Source organism: Sphingomonas kyeonggiensis (genome assembly GCF_030812785.1).
Classification (GTDB): Bacteria; Pseudomonadota; Alphaproteobacteria; order Sphingomonadales; family Sphingomonadaceae; genus Sphingomonas; species Sphingomonas kyeonggiensis_B.
Genome location: NZ_JAUSTJ010000001.1, coordinates 776,634 through 795,989, shown reverse-complemented (window position 1 = coordinate 795,989; position 19,356 = coordinate 776,634). Strand labels below are relative to the sequence as shown.

Here is a 19,356-nt window from a genome sequence, read left to right as displayed (position 1 = left end):
CGTCAGCGGATGCGCGAGAGCAGCTCGGCCTTCTTGGCGTCGAACTCGTCCTGCGTGATCGCGCCGATCGTCAGCAGCTTGTGAAGCTTCTCGATCTGGGCATAGGCGTCCTCGCCCGGTGCCGCAGGGGCGGCCGCCGGCGCCGCGCCGCCGATCCCGCCGGCCATGCTCTGGCCGATCGCAATGCCCGCCGCCGCGCCCGCGCCGATCCCGGCGATGCCGCCCGACTGGGCCGCGGCCTTCTCGATCGCCTCGGCGCTCTGGAAGCGGATGAACCGGTCGAGATCGCCGACCACGCGCATCGAGCTGGCCTTGTCGAGCATCGCCTGCACCTCTTCGGGCAGCGACAGGCTCTCGATGAAGAAGCTGGTGCAGCTCAGTCCCCATTGGGTGAAGGCGGGCTCGACCGCGGCCTTGAGCTTCTCTGAAAGCGCGCTCTGGTTGGCGGCCAGGTCGATAAAGGCGATCTCGCCCCCGCCGAGCGCCGAGGCGATCGCCGTGCCGATCGCGGCACGCAGCTGCGGCTCGACATCACCGACGGTCAGCCGGTCGAGCGAGCCCATCATCTTCACCGCGAAGGCGGACACGTCCTCGATCCGGAAGCTGTAGCTGCCAAAGGCGCGGACGCGCAGCGGGCCGAACTCCTTGTCGCGCACCGTGATCGGCTGCGCAGTACCCCATTTGAGCCCGGTCTGCTCCTTCTGGCTGTAGAAATAGACATCCGCCTTGAACGGCGAGGCAAAGCCCTTGTCCCAGTTCATCAGCGAAGTGAGCAGGGGAAGATTGCCGGTCTGGAGCGTGTGGAGCCCCGGCAAGAAGGCGTCGGCGATCTGGCCTTCGTTGAAGAACAGCGCCGTCTGGCCACTGCGGACGGTCAGCTGCGCGCCATTCTGGATCTCGCGATCCTGCATCGGATAGCGGATGGCCAGCGTGCCGGGCTCGTCGACCCAGTCGATGACATCGACAAACTGCTTCGAAAGGAAGTCAAAAATCCCCATCACGCCCTCCTGTCCCCACGATAGGCGATATGCGGCCGACATAAAACAACAATGCGCAGCCCCGCGACTGCACCGATTCTGCACGGCTTCTCCTTGCGCTTCGCCGGTATCGCTGGACGGCGCGCGGCCATTGCCACTTCCGAACTTGGGAGACCCGCATGGCCCGCACCCGTTACAGCTTTCTCGTGAAGATCCCCGCGGCGATCGCGCTGATCGCCGCCACCGACCAACTCCTGCACGGTGTGTCCTTCGGCTCGTGGATCGGCGGGCTCGCGCTTGGCTGGGCGCTGGTGCTGCTGCTGACCCGGCCGGCGCTGCGCCGGCGGGCGAGCCTGGTGGCGCTGGCCGTCGCCATCGGCTTCGCCGCCGCTCTGGCGCATGATCCGAGCCTGCTCGGCTGGGTGCTGTTCTGGAGCGCGCTGTCGATCGCGGCGCTGATGCCGCGCATCGGCAGGTTCGACGATGCCTGGCGCTGGAGCCTGAGGCTGCTCGCCCATGCGGCGACCGGACCGCTCGCCCCGGCGCTCGATTTCATCCGCCTGTTCCGCGCCCGCCCGCGCCTGGGACGGCCGAACCTTGCGGGGCTGGCCGCCCTGCTCGCCCTGCCGCTGGCGATGACCGGGCTATTCCTCGCCCTGTTCGCCAGCGCCAACCCCCTGATCGCGCGGGGGCTCGACCAGCTTCGCCTGCCCTCGGCGGACAACATGGCCCTGTGGGCGCTGTTGCTGCTCGTCGCCTGGCCGAGCCTGCGCCCCACGCGCTGGGCCACCCGCATCGTCGCCGGGCTGCCCAAGGCCGAGATCGGCATGCCCGGTCTTCCCCAAGCGACGCTGCTGCTCTCGCTGATCCTGTTCAACACAGTGTTCGCGCTCCAGAACGGGCTCGACCTCGCCTTTCTGTGGAGCGGCGCGGCGCTGCCCAAGGGCGTGACGCTGGCCGACTATGCCCATCGCGGCGCCTATCCGCTGATCGCCACCGCGCTGCTCGCCGGGCTGTTCGTGCTGGTCGCGCTCAAGCCCGGCTCGGCCAGCGCCGCCAATCCGGCGATCCGCCGGCTGGTGGTGCTCTGGGTCGCGCAGAACCTGCTGCTCGTCGCCTCCTCGATCCTGCGCACGCTCGACTATGTCGAGGCCTATTCGCTCACCGGCTTCCGCATCGCCGCGCTCGCCTGGATGGGGCTGGTGGCGATCGGGCTGACGCTGATCTGCTGGAGGATGCTCGCGGGCAGGAGCGCCGCCTGGCTGATCAACGCCAATGCGCTGATCGCCACGCTGGTGCTGGGCACGGCGAGTGTCGTCGATCTCGAGGCGAGCGCCGCGGCCTGGAACGTCCGCCATGCCCGCGAGGTCGGCGGGCGCGGGGTCGAGCTCGACCTCTGCTATTTGTCGCGCACCGGCCCCTCCTCGCTCCTCTCGCTGATCGAGCTGGAGCGCCGGCCGCTGCCGCCCAAGTTCCGCGACCGCGTCCGCTATGTCCGCGCCGAGGCGATGGCGAGGCTGGTCGAGCGTCAGGCCGACTGGCACAGCTGGACCTGGCGCAACCAGCGCCGGCTCCACACGGCGCGCCGGCTGCTCGGCGCCAACCCGCCGGCCCCTGCCGCAACCTGGCCAGGGACGCACCGCGAATGCGACGGGTGGATCCGCGACGATCCCGCCCCCGATCCCATGCCCGCGGCCACCTCCGAGAGCGATCCGGTCGCCGAGGCCGTCGCCACCGCCACTCCGCCGTTGACCGGAACACCCTCGCGATGATCCAATGCCCCATGCCTCGCACCATCCTCGTCGCCGATGACGATCCGCATATCCGTCAGCTGCTCGTCTTCGCGCTCGCCAAGGCCGGGCTCGAGACGATCGAGGCGGCGGACGGCGAGGAAGCACTGCAGATCGCCGAGAGCCAGGCGCCCGACCTGATCGTGCTCGACATCAACATGCCGCGGATGGACGGGCTCGAGGTCTGCCGGCGGCTGCGTGCCGAGGGCGGACTGCCGATCCTGTTCCTCTCCTCGCGCGACGACGAGATCGACCGGATCATCGGCATCGAGCTGGGCGCCGACGATTATGTCACCAAGCCCTTCTCCCCCCGCGAGGTGGTGGCGCGGGTGATGGCGGTGCTGCGCCGTACCGCCGCCCATGCCCCCGATGTCGACCGCGCCGGCACGGTGATCCGCCACGGCAAGCTCGGCCTCGATCCGGAGAGCTGGGAGGCGAGCTGGGCGGGGGCGGCGGTGCCGCTCACCGTCACCGAGTTCGGCATCCTGCGCACGCTCGCCGCCATGCCCTCCAAGGTGTTCAGCCGCGACGCGCTGATCGACCGGCTGCGCGGCCCCGGCTTCGCGCTGACCGACCGGACGATCGACAGCCATGTCCGCAACCTGCGCGCCAAGTTCGGCCAGGCCGGCGCGCAGGACCTGATCGAGACGCGGGCGGGCATCGGATATCGTATCGGCGCATGTTCGGAGGGCTGATCGAGGGGATAAAGGCGCCGATCCGGCGCTTCTGGCCGCGGCTGCGGCTGCGCACGATCCTGCTCGTCACCTTCGTGTTCGTGGCGGCGCTGCCCGGGGTCGGTGCGCTGTTCCTGCGCGTCTACGAGAACACGCTGGTGCGCCAGACCGAGGCGGAGCTGATCGCGCAGGGGACGGCGCTCGCCGCCGTGGCCAGCGCCGAATGGCCGGGCTCGACGGGGCCGGAGCTCACTCCGCGCGTGTCGAGCGGCATTGCCGGCGGCCCGCTCTCCACCATCGACCTAGGCACCCGGCCGCTGCCCGAACGTCCCGAGCCCGCTCCGGTTGCCGGCAGCCCGGCCCCCGATGTCCAGGCAGCCGCGGCGCGCCTCGCCCCGGTGGTGAACGCGACGTCGGACGCCACGCTCGCCTCGATCCTGCTGCTCGCATCCGATGGCCGCATCCTGATCGGCAAGAATGAAGGCAGCAGCCTCGCCGGCCTGCCCGAGCTGGCTGCGGCGCGGGCCGGGCGGCCCGAGACGGTGCTGCGCCGCCGCGGCGACTATCGGCCCGAATATGCCTTCGAATGGCTGAGCCGCGCCTCGGGCCTGCGTATCCACCATGCCCGGCCGGTAGTGGTGAACCACAAGGTGGTGGCGGTGCTGCTGCTGTCGCGCTCGCCGCGCGTGCTGTTCCGCGGGCTCTATGAGGATCGCGGCAAGATATTGTTCGGCATCGGCGCGATCTTCGCGACCCTGGTGGTGCTGAGCGGCCTGCTCTCGCGCGGCATCGCCCGGCCGATCGAGATGCTGAGCCAGGCGACCCGCGACGTGGCGCGCGGCGGCGGCGCGGTGCCCGAGGTGCCGCGCACCGCCGCGATCGAGATCCAGGCGCTCTACAGCGACTTCGCCACCATGGCCGATGCGATCGACCGGCGCTCTCGCTACCTGCGCGACTTCGCCCATGCGGTGAGCCACGAGTTCAAGACCCCGCTCGCCGGCATCCGCGGCGTGATCGAGATCCTCGAGGACCATGCGGACATGGACGAGGCGGACCGCCGCCGCTTCCTCGCCAATGCCGGCGCCGATGCCGACCGGCTGGCCCAGCTCGTCACCCGACTGCTCGAGCTCGCCCGCGCCGACATGGCCGAGGCCGATGCGGGTGCGGCGAGCGAGGTGGCGCTGCCGCTGCGCCGGATCGCCGATGCCTGGACCGATCGCGGGCTGGCGATCATGCTCGACCTGCCTGACACCCTGCCCCGCGCCGCGATGCCTGCCGCGATGCTGGAGGCGATCGTCGAGAGCCTGGTCGAGAACAGCCGCCAGGCCGGGGCGACGGAGGTGAGCATGGCCGCCACCCAGGAAGAGGGCACGCTCCGGCTCCGCATCGCCGATAACGGCCCCGGCATCCCCGAGGCGGACCGGGCGCGTATCTTCGAGCCCTTCTTCACCAGCCGCCGGGCCGCTGGCGGCACCGGGCTGGGCCTGCCGATCGCCCGATCTCTGCTCGCCTCGCATGGCGGGACGATCGCGCTGGTACCTTCGGAGCGCGGGACCAGCTTCGAGATCCGCGTGCCGATCGCGTAGCGAGGCCGCCAAAGTACACGAAGTACACGCCAAAAGCGGTAATTTGCGCGGAATAAGTCGTATAGATCTTATCTTTACTCCGCGGCCAAGCTTGTCAGTTCCAGCCGCCGCCCAGCGCCTTGTAGAGCGCGGTCGCTGCCTGTGCCTTGGCGGCACGCGCCTGCTGGTCGCGGCGGGTGGCGGCGAGCAGCGACTGGCGCGCGCGCTCCAGCGTCAGCCGGTCGTCCTCGCCGCGATCCGCGCGCTGCCGGGCGAGCGCGAAGGCGCTCTGCTCGCGGGCCAGCGACACCGCCGCCTCATCGGCGGCGGCACGGGCGTTGAGGAAGCGGTTGATCGCAGCCTCGCTGTCCGACAGCGCGCCGACCACCGCCTTCTCGTAGCGCGCCGCTGCGGCATCGGCCCGGGCGTCGGCGGCGCGGATCTGGGCGCGGATCGTGCCGCCCTGGAAGATCGGCCAGGAGAAGCTCGGCCCGAGCTGGAGGCGGAAGGAATCGCCCGAGACCAGGTCGCCCGGCTTGCGCGCCTGCTGGCCGATGCTGCCGAGCAGGCTGAAGCGCGGGAAGAGATCGGCGGTGGCAACGCCGATATCGGCGCTGGCGGCGGCAAGCTCGCGCTCGGCGCGGCGTACATCGGGGCGGCGCTCGAGCAGATCGGAGCGCAGGCCGACCAGGATCGCATCGGGGCTCGCCGGCAGCGGCGCGGCGGCCTGCAGCTCGGGCACGACCTGCTCGGGTGGCACGCCGACCAAGGTGGCGATCCGGTAGGATGCGGCACTCGCCTGGGCACGGGCATTGGGCACTGCCGAGGCGCTCGCCTTGGCCGCCGCATCAGCGCGGTCGAGTTCGAGCCGCGAAGCCTCGCCGTGATCGAAGCGCAGCCTTGTGAGCCGGGCCAGCTCGCCATCCGAGCCCGCCTGCGCCTCGGCAGTCGCGCCATCGGCCTGGGCCGCGCGCAGGTCCATGTAACTGCGGACCACCTCGGCGATCAGCGTGAGCATCACGTCGCGCCGCGCGAACTCGGCGCTTTCCTCGCGCGCGGTGGCGCCCTGCATCTGGCGGGTGCGCCGGCCCCAGAGATCGACCTCCCAGCTCGCATCGAAGCCGAGATCGAACAGCGGGAAATCGCGCGAGAAACCCGGAAAGGGGATGTTGCCGATCGGCAGCTGGCCATTGTTGCTCAGCACATTCTCGGTCGCCGATCCCTTGGCGGTGACGCTGGGCAGGCGCCCGCCGGCGATCGCCTCGCGATTGGCGCGCGCCTCGGCCAGGCGGGCCTGGGCTTCCTTCAGGTCGGGGCTCGACGCCACCGCGCGCTGGACGAGCGCGGAGAGCTGGGGATCCTCGAACCGGTCCCACCATTTGAGATCGACCGCGCCGGGCGTGCCGGCCTCGACCCAGTTCGGCGCGGCTTTCGTCTCCGGCGGATGATAGTCCGGCCCCACCGTGCAGGCGGCGAGGAGCAGGAACAAAGGGAAAGAGCGGATCATCGGTTACTCCATGCGCGCACGGAAGAGCCAGGCCGAGGCGGAGAGCGTCGCGACGGCGATCAGCGCCAGCGGCCAGAGCTGGTGGAACACCGCGCCTGCCGGCATCGCCTTGAGGAACAGCCCCTGGACGATGACGAGGAAATAGCGGGCGGGATCGAGATAGGTGATCGTCTGCAGCCAGTCCGGCATGTTGTCGATCGGGCTGGCATAGCCGGAGAGCAGGATCAGCGGGGTGGTGACGAGGAACACGCCGAGGAAGGCCTGTTGCTGGGTCTGCGAGGCGGCGGAGACCAGCATGCCGAGCCCGATCAGCGCGAGCAGGTACATGCCGAGCGAGAGCCAGAAGAGCAAAAGCGAGCCGGTGAAGGGCACACCGAAGACGAGCGGCGCGACCACCAGATAGACGCTGCCGTTGATCATCCCGATGATGAAGGGCGGGACCATCTTGCCGATCAGTATCTCGTGCACCCGCAAGGGCGAGACCATCAGCTGGTCGAACGTCCCCAGCTCGCGCTCGCGCGCCACCGATTGCGAGGTGATGGCGAGCCCGGCGACGGAGGTGATGATCGCGACCAGCGAGGGGAGCGTGAACCAGATATAGTCGAGCGCGGGGTTGTACCAGTTGGTCACCACGCTGCCGCCTGCCTGTCCGCGCACCTGGGGAGGGGCCAGTTCGGCGCCGATGCCGCCGGCGATGTTGGTGACATAGCCGGCGACGATCTGGGCGGCGTTGGAGCGGCGGCCGTCGAGCACCAGGCCGATCGTCGCGCTCTCGCCGCGCGCCAGCTGCCGGTCGAAATCCTCGTCGATCACCAGGGCGGCGATCACCTTCTGGTTGTCGATCGCGGACTTCAGTTCCTTCGGCGTCCGGAGCAGCTCGATCCGGCGGAAATTGGGGCTGCCGGCGAGGCGCTGGACCAGCTCGACCGAATGCGCGCCCGAGCTGCGATCGAGGATGCCGATATCGACATTCTTGACGTCTAACGTGGTGGCATAGGTGAAGATGAACAGCTGCATCAGCGGCGGCACGAACAGCACCAGCCGCGCCTGCGGATCGCGCAGCACGGCCCACATCTCCTTGACGATCATGGCCCACAACCGGCGCATCAGTCGAGGCTCCGGCGGGTGACGCGGAAGGAGAGCGTGAAGAACACCGCGCCGAAGACCAGCATGATGCCGATGTTCGGCAGCAGCAGCCCCCATTGGTCGCCGGCGAGGAACACGGTCTCGAGGCTGGGGATCAGATAGCGGGCCGGGACGATATAGGTGAGCGCCTGGATCGGCCAGGGCATCGAGCCGATCTCGAAGATGAAGCCGGAGAGCAGGAAGGTGGGCAGGAAAGCCGAGAGCAAGGCGACCTGGCTCGCCACGAACTGGTTCTTGGTCGCCGCCGAGATGAACAGGCCAAGGCCGAGCGCCGGCATCAGGAAGGCCGAGGAGATGGCGTAGAGCGCGAAGATCGAACCGCGGAATGGCACCCCGAATATCCATATCCCGATCACCGCGCAGAGCGTCATCGAGGCTTGCGCCAAGAAGAAATAGGGGATGACCTTGCTGGCGATGAACTCGGCCATCGAGATCGGCGTGGCCATCATTGCCTCCATCGTGCCGCGCTCCCATTCGCGCGCGACGACCAGCGCGGTGAGCAAGGTGCCGACCATCGTCATGACGTTGGCGATCGAGCCGGGGACGAGGAAGAATTTGCTCTTGAGCTCGGGATTATACCAGTAGCGCGCCGAGATGGTGACGGGCGCCGCGCGCGCATTCGGGTTGCGCTCCAGCCCCTCGGCGGCGGCCCAGCTGGCGCGGACGCCCTCGCCGTAAGCCGCTGCGAAATTGGCGGTATTGGGTTGGGAGCCGTCGGTGACGATCTGGATCAGCGGCATGTGCCCGCGCTTGATCCCCGCGCCGAAATCCTGGGGGATGACGATCAGCGCACGCAGCTCGCCATCGACCAGCTTGTCGCGCACCTCGGCCACGGTGCGGGCCTCGGTCACTTCGAAATAGCGCGAGCTGCGATAGGCCTGGGCGAGGCGCAGCGCGGGGGCGCTGCTGTCCTGGAGGACGAGGCCGACGCGGGTGCGCGTGCTGTCGAGCGAGACGGCATAGCCGAACAGGAAGAGCAGGATCATCGGCAGGACGAAGGCGATGAGGAAGGTGGAAGGATCGCGCAGGATCTGCGCCGCCTCCTTGCGGACCAGGGCGGCCAGGCGCCTGAGATCGAAGCGGAACGTCATGCGGCCTCCCGCGCTTCACGCTTGCGGTCGAATTCCTCGATCAGGGCGATGAAGGCGTCCTCCATCGTCGGATCCTCGGCCCGGGTGAGGCGTGCTGCCTCGGCCTTGAGCTCGTCGGGGGTGCCGGTGGCGATCTGCTCGGCGCGATAGATCAGCGTGGCGCGGTCGCAATATTCGGCTTCGTCCATGAAGTGGGTGGTGACCAATACGGTCACGCCCTTCTCGACCAGGCCATTGATATGCATCCAGAATTCGCGGCGGGTGACCGGGTCGACGCCCGAGGTGGGCTCGTCGAGGAACAGCACCGGGGGCTCGTGCATCACCGCGCAGGCAAGCGCAAGGCGCTGCTTGAAGCCCAGCGGGAGCGTGCCGGCGTTGACATCGACCTTGTCGCCCAGCTCGAAGATCTCGATCATCGCCTCGATCGCGCGCTTCGCCTTGTCGCGCGGCAGGTCGTAAGCCCCTGCGAAGAAATCGAGATTCTGGCGGACCGAGAGGTCGCCATAGAGGGAGAATTTCTGGGCCATATAGCCGAGCGACGCCCGGGCGGCGGCGGCGGACTTGCGGAGCGACTTGCCGGCGACCGCTCCGGCCCCCGAAGTTGGCGAAAGCAGCCCGCAGAGCATCTTGAAGGTGGTCGACTTGCCCGCCCCGTTGGGGCCGAGCAGCCCGAATATCTGTCCCCTCGGGATGCGGAAGTTCATATCCTTGGCCGCGGTGAACTCGCCGAACACCTTGGTGAGGCCCTTCGCCTCGATCGCGCACTCCTCTGTCTCGGGGATGGTGCGGTAGCGTTCCGCGAGCGCCGAGGTGCCCTTGGGCCCGCCGCCGAGCCGCTCGATGAAGCCGTCCTCGAAGCGCGGATCGGCGGTGCCAACTTCGGTGTCCGGACCGCCTGCGAGCGCCTTGGCGTCCGGAACCGGCTTGCCGTCGGCGACGAGCAGGCGGACCGAGCGGCCCTGGATCGTGCCGTCGATCACGTCGTCGCGGTCAAGCGCATGGGTGAGGAACTGGCGGCGGCGCTCCTGGAAGCCGGTGACGCGGATCACCCGATCCTTCACCCGGCCGGTCAGCTCCGCCGGAGAGCCGTCGAACAGCAGCTGCCCTTCGTTGAGCAGATAGACGGTGTCGCACTTCTCCGCCTCGTCGAGATAGGCGGTCGACCAGAGCACGCCGATGCCCTGCTCGGTCAGGTCCCCGACCATGCTCCAGAGCTCGCGGCGGCTGATCGGGTCGACGCCGACCCCGGGCTCATCGAGCAGCAGCACCTTGGGCGTCTTGACCAGCGCGCAGGCGAGGCCGAGCTTCTGCTTCATCCCGCCCGACAGCTTGCCCGCCAGCCGATCCTGGAAACGGGCGAGATCGGTGAAGTCCATCAACCGGTCGAAGCTCGCCTGCTGTTCGCTTTTCGGGAGCCCGCGAACTTCGGCGTACAGGCGGAGGTTCTCGATGACGGAGAGGTCTTCGTAGAGCCCGAAGCGCTGGGGCATGTAGCCGAGATCGTCGAGCTTTTCCCCGGGCTTGCCGCCCAGCACCGCAACGGTCCCGGAAGTTGGCGCCATCAGTCCGGCGAGGATGCGGATGAGGGTGGTCTTGCCTGCGCCGTCCGGACCGACAAGGCCGGTGATACGGCCGGGCTCGATCGCCATCGACACGCCGTCGAGCGCGCGGTTGGCGTCGAAGCATTTCACCAGGTCGGTGGTGGTGGCGAGGGGCTGGGTCACCTGTTCCCCCCTTGTGTTCCTGCAAAAGCAGGAACCCAGGGCCGCACGCGACACACCCGTGGCCCTGGGCCCCTGCTTTCGCAGGAGAACAAGAAGGGGAAGCGGCTCATGCTTCCCTCAATCCTTGTGCTTCGGCCGGGCGCCCGGCACCGACACGCTCACCGGTTGGCCCTGGCGCAGCGCATCGTCCGGATCGTTCACGATGATGCGCAGCTGATAGACGAGGTCGGTGCGGAGATTCTCGGTCTCGACCGTCTTGGGGGTGAACTCGGCGCGGGGCGAGATATAGCCGATCGTTCCCTTGTAGCGCTTGGGGTTGCCGTCGGCGGTGACCACCACCTCCATGCCCGGGCCGATCCGGCTGAGATCGCTCTCCGCGACATAGGCGCGCACGCGCAGGGGGCGCAGGATCGCGAGGGTCAGCACCGTCTCACCGGGCTGGACGATCGCGCCGGGCTCGCGGGCGCGGGTGACGACGGTGCCGTCGGTCGAGGCGAGCAGGCGGGCGTCGCCGAGATCGGTGGCAGCGCCCTGGCGCGCGGCGATGGCGGAGCGGACATCGGCGGCGGCGGCGTCGATATCCTCCTTGCGGCTGCCGGCGTTCAGCAGCGACAGCGCCTGCTGCACCTGTTGCAGGTCGGCGCGCGCCTTGTCGCGGCTGGCCACGGTCTGCTCCCAGATGTCGCGGCTTATCGCACCCGGCTCGACCAGGGGCTGGCGGCGGGCATAGTCGCGATCGGCGTCCTGGGCGACCGCGGCGGCGGCGGCCACCCGGGCGCGGGCCTGGGCGATGTCCTGCGCGCGGTTGCCGTTGCGGAGCTTGGCGAGCTGCGCCTCGGCCTGCGAGACCCGCGCATCGGCCTGGGCGATGCGGCTGTCGAGCGTCGCGGCGTCGAGCGTGGCGAGCAGCTGGCCCTGCTTCACCTTGGCCCCCTCTTCCACCGCGATGCTGGCGATGCGGCCATTCACCCGGAAGCCGAGATCGACCTCGCGGATGTCGACATTGCCGTTGAGCGCGAGCGCGCCATCGTCGCGCGCCTTGAACAGGCCGAAGCCGCTGGTGGCGAACGCGGCTATCCCCAGTGCGACGAGGACGACGAGGATCGCGATGCGGCGGCGGTTCATGCGGGATTCTCCGACAGGATGCAGAGGGCGTTGGCGCGGAGGCGGGCGCGCAGGAGCCTGGCGGTCGGCTCGTTGATGGCCTCGACCGAAAGGATGCGGGTGACGGCGGCGCGGCAGACGCGCAGCACCAGGCACTGGCCGAACAGCAGGATGCCCATGGCGCGTACCTCGCTATCGGGCAGGTCGGTGCGGATGCGCGCGAGCGTGGCAACGAAGGTATCGACCACGCCCTGCATCACCCCGGTGTAGAGCCGGTCGAACGCCTCGGTGGGGTTCTGCTGCTCGCGGGTGATGAACAGCGCCCAGGCCTCGGTCTGCGGGCTGATCATCATCAGCGCGAAACCGTCGAGCAGGGCGAGCAGCGCCTCGATCGCCTGATCGCGCGTGCCGTTCTCGGCGACCTGGCGGGCGGCCTCCAGCGCGGGACCCTGGATCTGGCGGACGCTGGCGGCGATGTGATCGGCAGCGGCGAGATAGAGCCCCTGCTTGCCGCCGAAATGATAGGTGATCGATGACATGGCGGTGCCGGAAGCGCGCGCGATCTCCCGCGTGCTGGCGCCTTCGAATCCGTGGCGGCCGAACTGCTCGATCGCCGTGTCGATCAGGGTCTGGCTGGTCATCTGCACCGAATCTTGTTCGTTCGAACGAACTAATATTGGATGCAGGGTTGTGAAGCAAGGGACAACTACTGATCCGTCATCCCCGCGAAGGCGGGGATCCAGGGTTACAGAGCGATTTCCTTCATGACTCTGGATCCCCGCCTTCGCGGGGATGACGAAGGAGGGGCGTTTTCGTTCCGTGACAGGCCGATCCGGTTGCGGTAAATCCATGCCGTCCGCGTGACTGGCGATACGAGATGGGGCACCATCGGGAAGCGCGGGCGTGGACGCCGTTCGCCTGGGCACCCTTCACGCTTTGGAGGATCATGATGCCCGAGCCGCTGCACATCGCTTTCCTGCTGTTTCCCGACGTGACCCAGCTCGACCTGACCGGGCCGGCCCAGGTGCTGTCGCGCATGGGCAACGTCGCGCTCGACCTGGTGGCGAAGACCCGCGATCCGGTGCGCACCGACGCGCTGTTCGCCCTGCTGCCGACCGCGACCTTCGAGGAGGTGTCGCGGACCGACATCCTCTGCGTGCCGGGCGGGTTCGGCACGGTGGCGGCGATGGAGGATGAAGCGACGCTCGCCTGGCTGAAGCAGGTGGCGGACGGCGCGGCCTGGGTGACCAGCGTGTGCACCGGATCGCTGCTGCTCGGCGCGGCGGGGCTTCTGAAGGGCTATCGGGCGGCCTGCCATTGGGGATCGCGCGAGCAGCTCGCCTGGTTCGGCGCCGAGCCGGTGGCCGAGCGGGTGGTGTTCGACCGCAACCGCGCGACCGGCGGCGGGGTGACTGCGGGGATCGACTTCGCGCTGGCGCTGACCGCGACGATCCGGGGCGAGGACCATGCCCGGTTCGTGCAGCTGAGCCTGGAGTACGATCCCGCGCCGCCGTTCGATTCGGGATCGCCGGAACGCGCGGATGCGGAGACGGTGGCGCGCTACCGGGCGATGGTGGAGAAGTTCGCGCCGGGGCGAGCGGCGAAGGTGAAAGGGATTGCCGAGGGGTTGGGGTTCGCCCCTTAATCCTCCCCGAGCTTGTCTCGGGGAGGGGGACCGCGACGCGAAGCGTCGGGGTGGAGGGGCCGGCAGGACGCCGCCTGCGTCGGCGGCCCCTCCACCATTCGCTTGCGAATGGTCCCCCTCCCCCAGACAAGCTGGGGGAGGAATTTCTAGCTGAGCGCCTTTGCCGCGCCCTTCAAATCCTCGACGAATGCGGCGAACTCGTCCTCCGCCTTCGACCGGTCTGGCATACGGAGAAGGAAGCTGGGGTGGATCGTCACCCAGCCGAGGCCGCCTTCGGGCAGCTCGATCGCCCGGCCCCGCGTCGCGGTGATCGTCACCGCCTTGCCGAGCAGCTGCCGCGCGGCGGTGGCGCCGAGCGCGATGGTCATTTCGGGCTTCACCAGCAGCCGCTCCTGCTCATACCACCAGCGGCAGGCCTGGACTTCGCCGGCATCGGGCTTCGAATGGATGCGGCGCTTGCCGCGGCGCTCGAACTTGAAATGCTTCACCGCATTGGTGACGTAGACCGTGTCGCGGTCGATCCCGGCCTGCGCCATGGCACGGTCGAACATCTCGCCGGCCGGGCCGACGAACGGGCGGCCGGCCAGGTCCTCCTGGTCGCCGGGCTGCTCGCCAACGATCATCATCCGGGCATCGACCGGGCCTTCGCCGAACACGATCTGGGTCGCGTGCCTGAACAGATCGCAACGGGTGCAGTGCGCCGCCTCGTCGCGCAGCGCCTGCCACGCGCCTTCGATATTGCCGCCTGGTCTTGGCTGGGTCGCCACCATCGCCGTCTCCCGCTGGCGCGCGGTTGCGACCAGCTCCCGGACCAACGCGGTTTCGGGCATGTTTTTCCAATATCTGCGCGGCATCTCCTTGAGCATCATGCCGGTCTTGAGGCGCGCCGGGTTGAAGATCGAGGCGTAGTAGGTCTTCCAGATGTCCTCGACCGGGTCCTCCCCGGGGGCATCGGCTTTCGTTGTGCTGGGGCCTTCGGACAGCGTCTCGGTGTCCCAGTGGAGCGACAGCTCGGGGGTGAGGATCGACCAGCGCATCGAGGTGAATCGCTCGACGAAGAAACGGGCATTGGCGCGGACGATGTGATGCTCGGGCTCGAACCAGGCGACATAGCGGGTGTTGGGTTCGCCGGTGCCGGGGAAAGGCAGCGCGTCCCGGACTTCGCGGAAGCGGACAAAGGCGCGCATCTTGTGGATGTCCTGGCGGACCTGGCGGGCCATGGCCTCCAGCCGGCGGACCAGCGGATCGGCCTGGTCGGCGACGCGGTGGGGATCGCCGGCGAGCAGCGTGTAGAGCAGGGCGAAGCGCTTGGGATCGCGGTGGAGGATCGCCGACTGGGCGAGGTCGAGGAACGCGCGGGGAACTTTCAGCGGACGCGGTGCGGCTGGGGGGAGCACGGCTTCGTCGGCGAAGAGGTCGGTCGGAGCGTCGCCGACCTGCCAAAGTATCTCGGACGCCGGGACGCCGGCCCGGGCGAGCCCGCGCGCGGCGTCGCGCCAGCCGGTGAAATCGTCCTCGCTTGCCAGACTTACGACGCGCACACCAACTCCCAACCGTCATCCCGGCGAAAGCCGGGATCTCAGGCGGCAAGCGAACGGCCCGCGGCACGAGATCCCGGCTTTCGCCGGGATGACGGCTACTAACGCTTCTCCGGCGTTTTCGGCATCGATTCGATCCACGCCCGGACCAGCGCGACGCCTTCCTTGTGGACGGTGGCGCGGCCGAGCTCGGGCATGGCGATGCCGGGGTCGGTCGATTCCATCCGGTAGAGCAGGATCGAGGCCTGGGGATCGCCGGGGACGATATCGAAATCGCGCGTGCCGGCGCCGCGGCCGGCGGCGGTGGGGCGCTTGAACAGGCCGCGCTGCTCGGGATCGGTGCGGGCGAGGTCGAGGAACAGCCCCGAGTTGGACGCGGCGCCTTCGGGATTGTGGCAATGGGCGCAGTTGATCTCGAGCCAGGCGCGGGCACGGGCGTCGATCGGCGCGGCGGTGTCGTCCCAGCGGGCGACCTTCGGGGCGTCGGCGGGAAGCCGGTCGAGCATGCCGGCCGCGAGCAGCTTCTCGAGCTGGCCGCCATGGTTGAGATAGCGTGCCTTGATGCCGATCGGCGTGACCTGGCCGGCCAGGCCGTGGCAATCCTTGCACTGGTTCTGGTTGGGCACGGCATAGGAGATGCTGTGCGTCTCGCCCGAGGGATCGGTGAAGCGGACGGGGACGCGGGTGCCCGCGCGCTTGAGGTCGGCATCGGTGCCTTCGGCGTTCCAGACATAGGGAATCGGCACCCAGCCGCCGGCGCGGTGGAGCAGAACTCGGGTCTCCAAGGGCTTGAAGACGCCGTTCACGGGGTAGCCGAAAGTCTTGATCAAGGCGGCGCCGACCGGGAGGTCGAGCGGTTTGTCGGGATCGTACTTCGCCCGGGTGCCGTCCGGCAGGTAGATATAGCGCTCCTTGCCGGCATAGTCGGAGAAGAGCGGGGTCTCGAGATCATAGGCCATCAGCCGCTGGGCGGGCGTGCGGGCCTTGAGGTCGGTGAAGAAGCCATAGTCGGAGAGATGCGCGGGCCAGCCCTCGGCGGTGATCGCCGCGTCGTTCACGCCGGTGGGGCGGCCGAGCAGCGCGGCGGCGAACAGGGCGGCCGCGCCGAGCAGTGCCTTCATCGGGCGGCGGCCTCCATCGCTGCCGGCAGCTTGAAGGTCTGCCAGGGCGGCGGGATCTCGTCCGCGAGCTTGATCAGCTGGGGCTTGGCGGTCTCGATCCCCGCGCCGAGCGCGAGGCCTAGCGTCAGCACCGGGCCGTCATTGCCGGTGAGCCTGACCTGGTCGCCGCCGGTGCCGTCCCAGAAGACCGGCGGCAGCGTGCCGCCCAGCGCCGCAGCCAGCTCCTTGCCGCCGGGCATGGCGGGCGCGAAGCCGGCGCGGCCATGCTTGTTGCCGGCGAGGCGGATGTTGCGCGGATAGGGATCATAGCCCTTGTCCTCGAAGGGCTGGCGATAGGCGACGACCATGATGTTGGCGGTGCCGTTGCCGCTCAGCTCGTTGTCCCGGACATCGACGTCGTTCTCGGCCATGACCAGCACGCCGGTGCCGGTGGGGACGGTGGCGACGGTGTTGCCCGGGGGCGCGAAATTGGGGGTGTCGTTGTCGAGCACCCGGTTGCCCGAGACCGTGACCCAGCCCTTGCCGCGGCGGGGCAGCGCCGGCAGGTCGAACACCAGGATGCCGCCGGTATTGTGGGTGGCGAGGTTGTTCGTCACCTCCGCCAGGCCGCTATTCTCGATCTCGATCCCGGCGACATTGTACATCGCGGTCGAATTGCGGACGATGATGCGGTTGGACTGGCCGACATAGATGCCCGCGTCCGACGCGCCCTTCACCGTGACGCCGTCGATCAGCACGTCCTCGCTCTCGACCGGGTAGACGCCGTACGCGCCGTTGCTCGCCTTGGGGCCGCCGGTCCATTCTACGCGGACATTCTTGTAGACGATACGGTTTGCGCCCTTGGATTTTATGCCGTCGCCCTTGGAATCCTCCACCGCGAAGTCGCGCAGCACCACATCGTCCGAGGTGACCAGCAGCCCCTCGCCCGCGCCGAGCTGGCCCTTGAAGCTGAGCACGGTCCTGAGCGCACCGGCGCCGCGCACCGTCACGCCGTTCACGTCGAGGCTGAGCCCGTCGGTCAGCTCGAAGCGGCCGACGCCGATGCGGACGGTGTCGCCGGGCTTGGCGTCGAGCAGCGCCGACTGGAGCCGCTCCTGGGCATTGGGGCCGGCCTCGACGGTGATGTCCTTCGCCATCGCCGGAGTCGTCGCGGCGAGCAGCACGGCAAGCGCACAGAATCGAAGCATCCCTCTCTCCCTATTTGCGTATTTTTGAAGGATGATACGCCGCTCGGGAGAAATTGACAGTCCTGTCAGTTAGGCCGGATCGGGATGGTGGCAGACGAACTCGATCAGCCGGCCATCGGGATCGCGGAGATAGCCGGCATAATAGTTGGGATGGATGTGCGGGGCGAGCGCGGGCGCGCGATCGAGGACATGGCCGGCGTCGCGGCCGGCGGCGTAGATCCGGTCGACCGTGGCGCGGTCGGGCGCGGTGAAGGCGAAATGGAGGTCGGACGGCGTCTCGGCCTCGACCAGGAACAGGTCGAGCGCGGCCTCGTTGCCGAAGCCCTTGGCGGGCCCGTCGACCTTCTGGCTGTAGCCGAGCGGCGCCAGGGCATCGGCATAGAAGGCCAGGCTCTCGGCGAGGCGGGCGGTGCGGATCTCGATATGGTCGATCATGAAATGCTCCTTCGCCGCAGGAGATAAAGGCCCGCGACGCCGCATTCCGGCGAAGGCATGGAAGGAATCGCCGGATTTCGGCGGATTTGCCCGCTAGGGTGACGGCGATGGCCCGATCCGATCTCGACCGCTTCGACCGCAAGCTCCTCACCCTCGTCCAGCGCGACGCCGGCCAGACCGCCGACGCGCTGGCCGAGCAGGTGGGGCTGTCGCCTTCCGCGGTGCTGCGCAGGCTCAAGCGGCTGCGCGAGACCGGGGTGATCCTGAGCGAGATCGCCGTGGTCGATCCGCTCAAGACGGGGAAGCCGAACTTCTTCCTGGCGGCGCTGGAGATCGAGCGCGAACGGCCCGAGCTGATCGCCCGGCTGCGCCAGTGGATGGCGGCGGAGGAGCAGATCCAGCAGGTCTATTACGTCACCGGCACCGCCGACTTCATGCTGGTGATCGTCGCGCCCGATGTCGGCGCCTATGACGCGCTGATGAGCAGGCTGATGGCCGACAATCCCAATGTGCGCCGCTTCACCACCAATGTCGTGCTGGGCGTGGGCAAGCGCGGGCTGTTCGTGCCGATCGCCGACTAGGCCGCGAACAGTTCGAGCTGCTCGCGCTTGGGGGCGACCAGCGATCGCAGATCGGCGCGGTCGGACAGGGCGACCGGGCGCCAGTCCTCGGCAACCAGGAAGGGGCGGACCTTGGCGATCGAGGCGGTCAGCCGGGCGACGTCGTCGAGCCGCAGCCGGCGCCAGCGGCGGGCGGCGAGGATCGCATCCACCGCCTTGAGCCCCAGCCCCGGCACGCGCAGCAGCGCCTCGCGCGGGGCGCGGTTGACGTCGACCGGGAAACGTTCGCGGAACTTGAGCGCCCAGGCGAGCTTGGGATCGATGTCGAGCGGGAGCATGCCCGCCGGGTCCGCCGCCTCGGCGACTTCGCCGGGCTTGTATTCGTAGAAACGCATCAGCCAGTCCGACTGGTAGAGCCGATGCTCGCGCATCAGCGGCGGGCGCTGGAGCGGCAGCACCGCGCTGGCATCGGGGATCGGGCTGAACGCCGAATAATAGACGCGGCGCAGCTGGAACCGGTCATAGAGCCCAGCGGCGCGGGTGATGATGTCGCCATCGGTGGCGGCATCGGCGCCGACGATCATCTGGGTCGATTGGCCGGCGGGGGCGAACTTCGGCGCGGACCTGTAGCGCTTGCCAGCGTCCGTGGTGTCATCGATCGCCGTGCGGACATCGCGCATCGCGCCTTCGATCCGGCCCGCCGATTTCTCGGGCGCGAGACGGGTGAGGCCGGCGATGGTAGGCAGCTCGACATTGATCGAGACGCGGTCCGCGTAAAGGCCGGCCTGGTGGACCAGCTCGGGATCGGCATCGGGAATGGTCTTGAGATGGATATAGCCGCGGAAATCATGCTCCTCGCGCAGCAGCCTGGCGACCCGGACGATCTGCTCCATCGTGTAATCCGACGAGCGGATGATCCCCGAGGAGAGGAACAGCCCCTCGATATAGTTGCGCCGATAGAAGCTCAGCGTGAGCTCGACGACTTCCTCGGGCGTGAAGCGGGCGCGGCGGACGTTCGAGCTCTTGCGGTTGATGCAGTAGTGGCAATCGAAGACACAGCTGTTGGTCAGCAGGATCTTGAGCAGCGAGATGCAGCGGCCATCGGGCGCATAGGCGTGGCAGATGCCCATGCCCTCGGTCGAGCCGAGGCCTCCCTTCGGGCCGCTCGCCGCATTGCGCTTCGTCGTGCCCGAGGAAGCGCAGCTGGCGTCATATTTGGCAGCATCGGCAAGGATGGCGAGCTTCGCGCGGATATCGAGCTGCGGCATTTGTTCCTTCTATGTTCCTGATAT

Annotated in this window: 17 protein-coding genes and 1 riboswitch; of the genes, 5 read left to right on the top strand and 12 right to left on the bottom strand. The window is 68.8% G+C overall.

Annotation, left to right across the window (positions count from 1 at the left end; translation table 11 throughout):
• Positions 1 to 2 precede the first annotated feature (2 nt).
• Positions 3 to 998: an SPFH domain-containing protein gene (locus J2W22_RS03975; protein WP_307116964.1), complete on the bottom strand. Its 996-nt coding sequence runs from the start codon at positions 996 to 998 to the stop codon at positions 3 to 5.
• A 158-nt stretch (positions 999 to 1,156) separates the two neighbouring features.
• On the opposite strand from J2W22_RS03975, the gene J2W22_RS03970 reads away from it, so the two are divergent.
• From J2W22_RS03970 to J2W22_RS03960, 3 genes are read left to right on the top strand one after another with little or no spacing between them, the layout of a single operon-like run.
• Positions 1,157 to 2,749, top strand: coding sequence for a DUF4153 domain-containing protein (locus tag J2W22_RS03970; protein ID WP_307116963.1), 1,593 nt, complete (start codon positions 1,157 to 1,159; stop codon positions 2,747 to 2,749).
• An 11-nt stretch (positions 2,750 to 2,760) separates the two neighbouring features.
• On the top strand, positions 2,761 to 3,462 hold the full coding sequence (locus J2W22_RS03965; protein ID WP_307116962.1) for a response regulator transcription factor: 702 nt from the start codon (positions 2,761 to 2,763) through the stop codon (positions 3,460 to 3,462).
• Positions 3,447 to 5,027 (top strand): sensor histidine kinase, encoded by a 1,581-nt coding sequence (locus tag J2W22_RS03960; protein WP_307116961.1) that lies wholly within the window; start codon positions 3,447 to 3,449, stop codon positions 5,025 to 5,027. Before J2W22_RS03965 ends, J2W22_RS03960 begins: the two co-directional genes overlap by 16 nt.
• A 94-nt stretch (positions 5,028 to 5,121) precedes the next feature.
• Here J2W22_RS03960 and J2W22_RS03955 read toward each other — a convergent pair whose 3' ends face one another.
• The 6 genes from J2W22_RS03955 to J2W22_RS03930 all read right to left on the bottom strand — a co-directional run bounded on the left by J2W22_RS03955 (position 5,122) and on the right by J2W22_RS03930 (position 12,219).
• Positions 5,122 to 6,513, bottom strand: a complete 1,392-nt coding sequence (locus J2W22_RS03955) for an efflux transporter outer membrane subunit (RefSeq protein WP_307116960.1) — start codon at positions 6,511 to 6,513, stop codon at positions 5,122 to 5,124.
• A gap of 3 nt (positions 6,514 to 6,516) precedes the next feature.
• On the bottom strand, positions 6,517 to 7,620 hold the full coding sequence (locus J2W22_RS03950) for an ABC transporter permease (RefSeq protein ID WP_307116959.1): 1,104 nt from the start codon (positions 7,618 to 7,620) through the stop codon (positions 6,517 to 6,519).
• Positions 7,620 to 8,750: an ABC transporter permease gene (locus tag J2W22_RS03945; protein ID WP_307116958.1), complete on the bottom strand. Its 1,131-nt coding sequence runs from the start codon at positions 8,748 to 8,750 to the stop codon at positions 7,620 to 7,622. Before J2W22_RS03945 ends, J2W22_RS03950 begins: the two co-directional genes overlap by 1 nt.
• Positions 8,747 to 10,474 (bottom strand): ATP-binding cassette domain-containing protein, encoded by a 1,728-nt coding sequence (locus tag J2W22_RS03940; RefSeq protein ID WP_307116957.1) that lies wholly within the window; start codon positions 10,472 to 10,474, stop codon positions 8,747 to 8,749. The genes J2W22_RS03945 and J2W22_RS03940 overlap by 4 nt, the downstream gene beginning before the upstream one ends.
• A gap of 117 nt (positions 10,475 to 10,591) precedes the next feature.
• Positions 10,592 to 11,599 (bottom strand): HlyD family efflux transporter periplasmic adaptor subunit, encoded by a 1,008-nt coding sequence (locus J2W22_RS03935; protein ID WP_307116956.1) that lies wholly within the window; start codon positions 11,597 to 11,599, stop codon positions 10,592 to 10,594.
• Complete coding sequence (locus J2W22_RS03930) at positions 11,596 to 12,219, bottom strand: CerR family C-terminal domain-containing protein (RefSeq protein WP_307116955.1); 624 nt, start codon at positions 12,217 to 12,219, stop codon at positions 11,596 to 11,598. Before J2W22_RS03930 ends, J2W22_RS03935 begins: the two co-directional genes overlap by 4 nt.
• A 209-nt stretch (positions 12,220 to 12,428) precedes the next feature.
• Positions 12,429 to 12,509, top strand: a riboswitch (ZMP/ZTP riboswitch).
• 18 nt (positions 12,510 to 12,527) lie between these two features.
• Here J2W22_RS03930 and J2W22_RS03925 point away from each other — a divergent pair.
• Positions 12,528 to 13,223: a DJ-1/PfpI family protein gene (locus J2W22_RS03925; RefSeq protein WP_307116954.1), complete on the top strand. Its 696-nt coding sequence runs from the start codon at positions 12,528 to 12,530 to the stop codon at positions 13,221 to 13,223.
• Positions 13,224 to 13,369: 146 nt separating this feature from the next.
• Here J2W22_RS03925 and J2W22_RS03920 read toward each other — a convergent pair whose 3' ends face one another.
• The 4 genes from J2W22_RS03920 to J2W22_RS03905 form a co-directional block, all read right to left on the bottom strand.
• Complete coding sequence (locus tag J2W22_RS03920) at positions 13,370 to 14,764, bottom strand: UdgX family uracil-DNA binding protein (protein WP_307116953.1); 1,395 nt, start codon at positions 14,762 to 14,764, stop codon at positions 13,370 to 13,372.
• A 98-nt stretch (positions 14,765 to 14,862) separates the two neighbouring features.
• Entirely contained in the window at positions 14,863 to 15,882 is a 1,020-nt protein-coding gene (locus J2W22_RS03915) for an SO2930 family diheme c-type cytochrome (RefSeq protein ID WP_307116952.1), read from the bottom strand.
• Positions 15,879 to 17,069: a parallel beta-helix domain-containing protein gene (locus J2W22_RS03910; protein WP_307116951.1), complete on the bottom strand. Its 1,191-nt coding sequence runs from the start codon at positions 17,067 to 17,069 to the stop codon at positions 15,879 to 15,881. Before J2W22_RS03910 ends, J2W22_RS03915 begins: the two co-directional genes overlap by 4 nt.
• 69 nt (positions 17,070 to 17,138) lie before the next feature.
• Entirely contained in the window at positions 17,139 to 17,504 is a 366-nt protein-coding gene (locus tag J2W22_RS03905; protein WP_307116950.1) for a VOC family protein, read from the bottom strand.
• A gap of 107 nt (positions 17,505 to 17,611) precedes the next feature.
• Here J2W22_RS03905 and J2W22_RS03900 point away from each other — a divergent pair, with 107 nt between their 5' ends.
• A complete protein-coding gene (locus tag J2W22_RS03900; RefSeq protein ID WP_307116949.1) occupies positions 17,612 to 18,085 on the top strand; it encodes an Lrp/AsnC family transcriptional regulator in 474 nt (157 codons plus the stop codon).
• Here the strand turns inward: J2W22_RS03900 and J2W22_RS03895 are convergent.
• A complete protein-coding gene (locus J2W22_RS03895) occupies positions 18,082 to 19,332 on the bottom strand; it encodes a putative DNA modification/repair radical SAM protein (RefSeq protein ID WP_307116948.1) in 1,251 nt (416 codons plus the stop codon). The two genes, J2W22_RS03900 and J2W22_RS03895, sit on opposite strands and share 4 nt — an antisense overlap.
• Between the last annotated feature and the right edge of the window lie 24 nt (positions 19,333 to 19,356).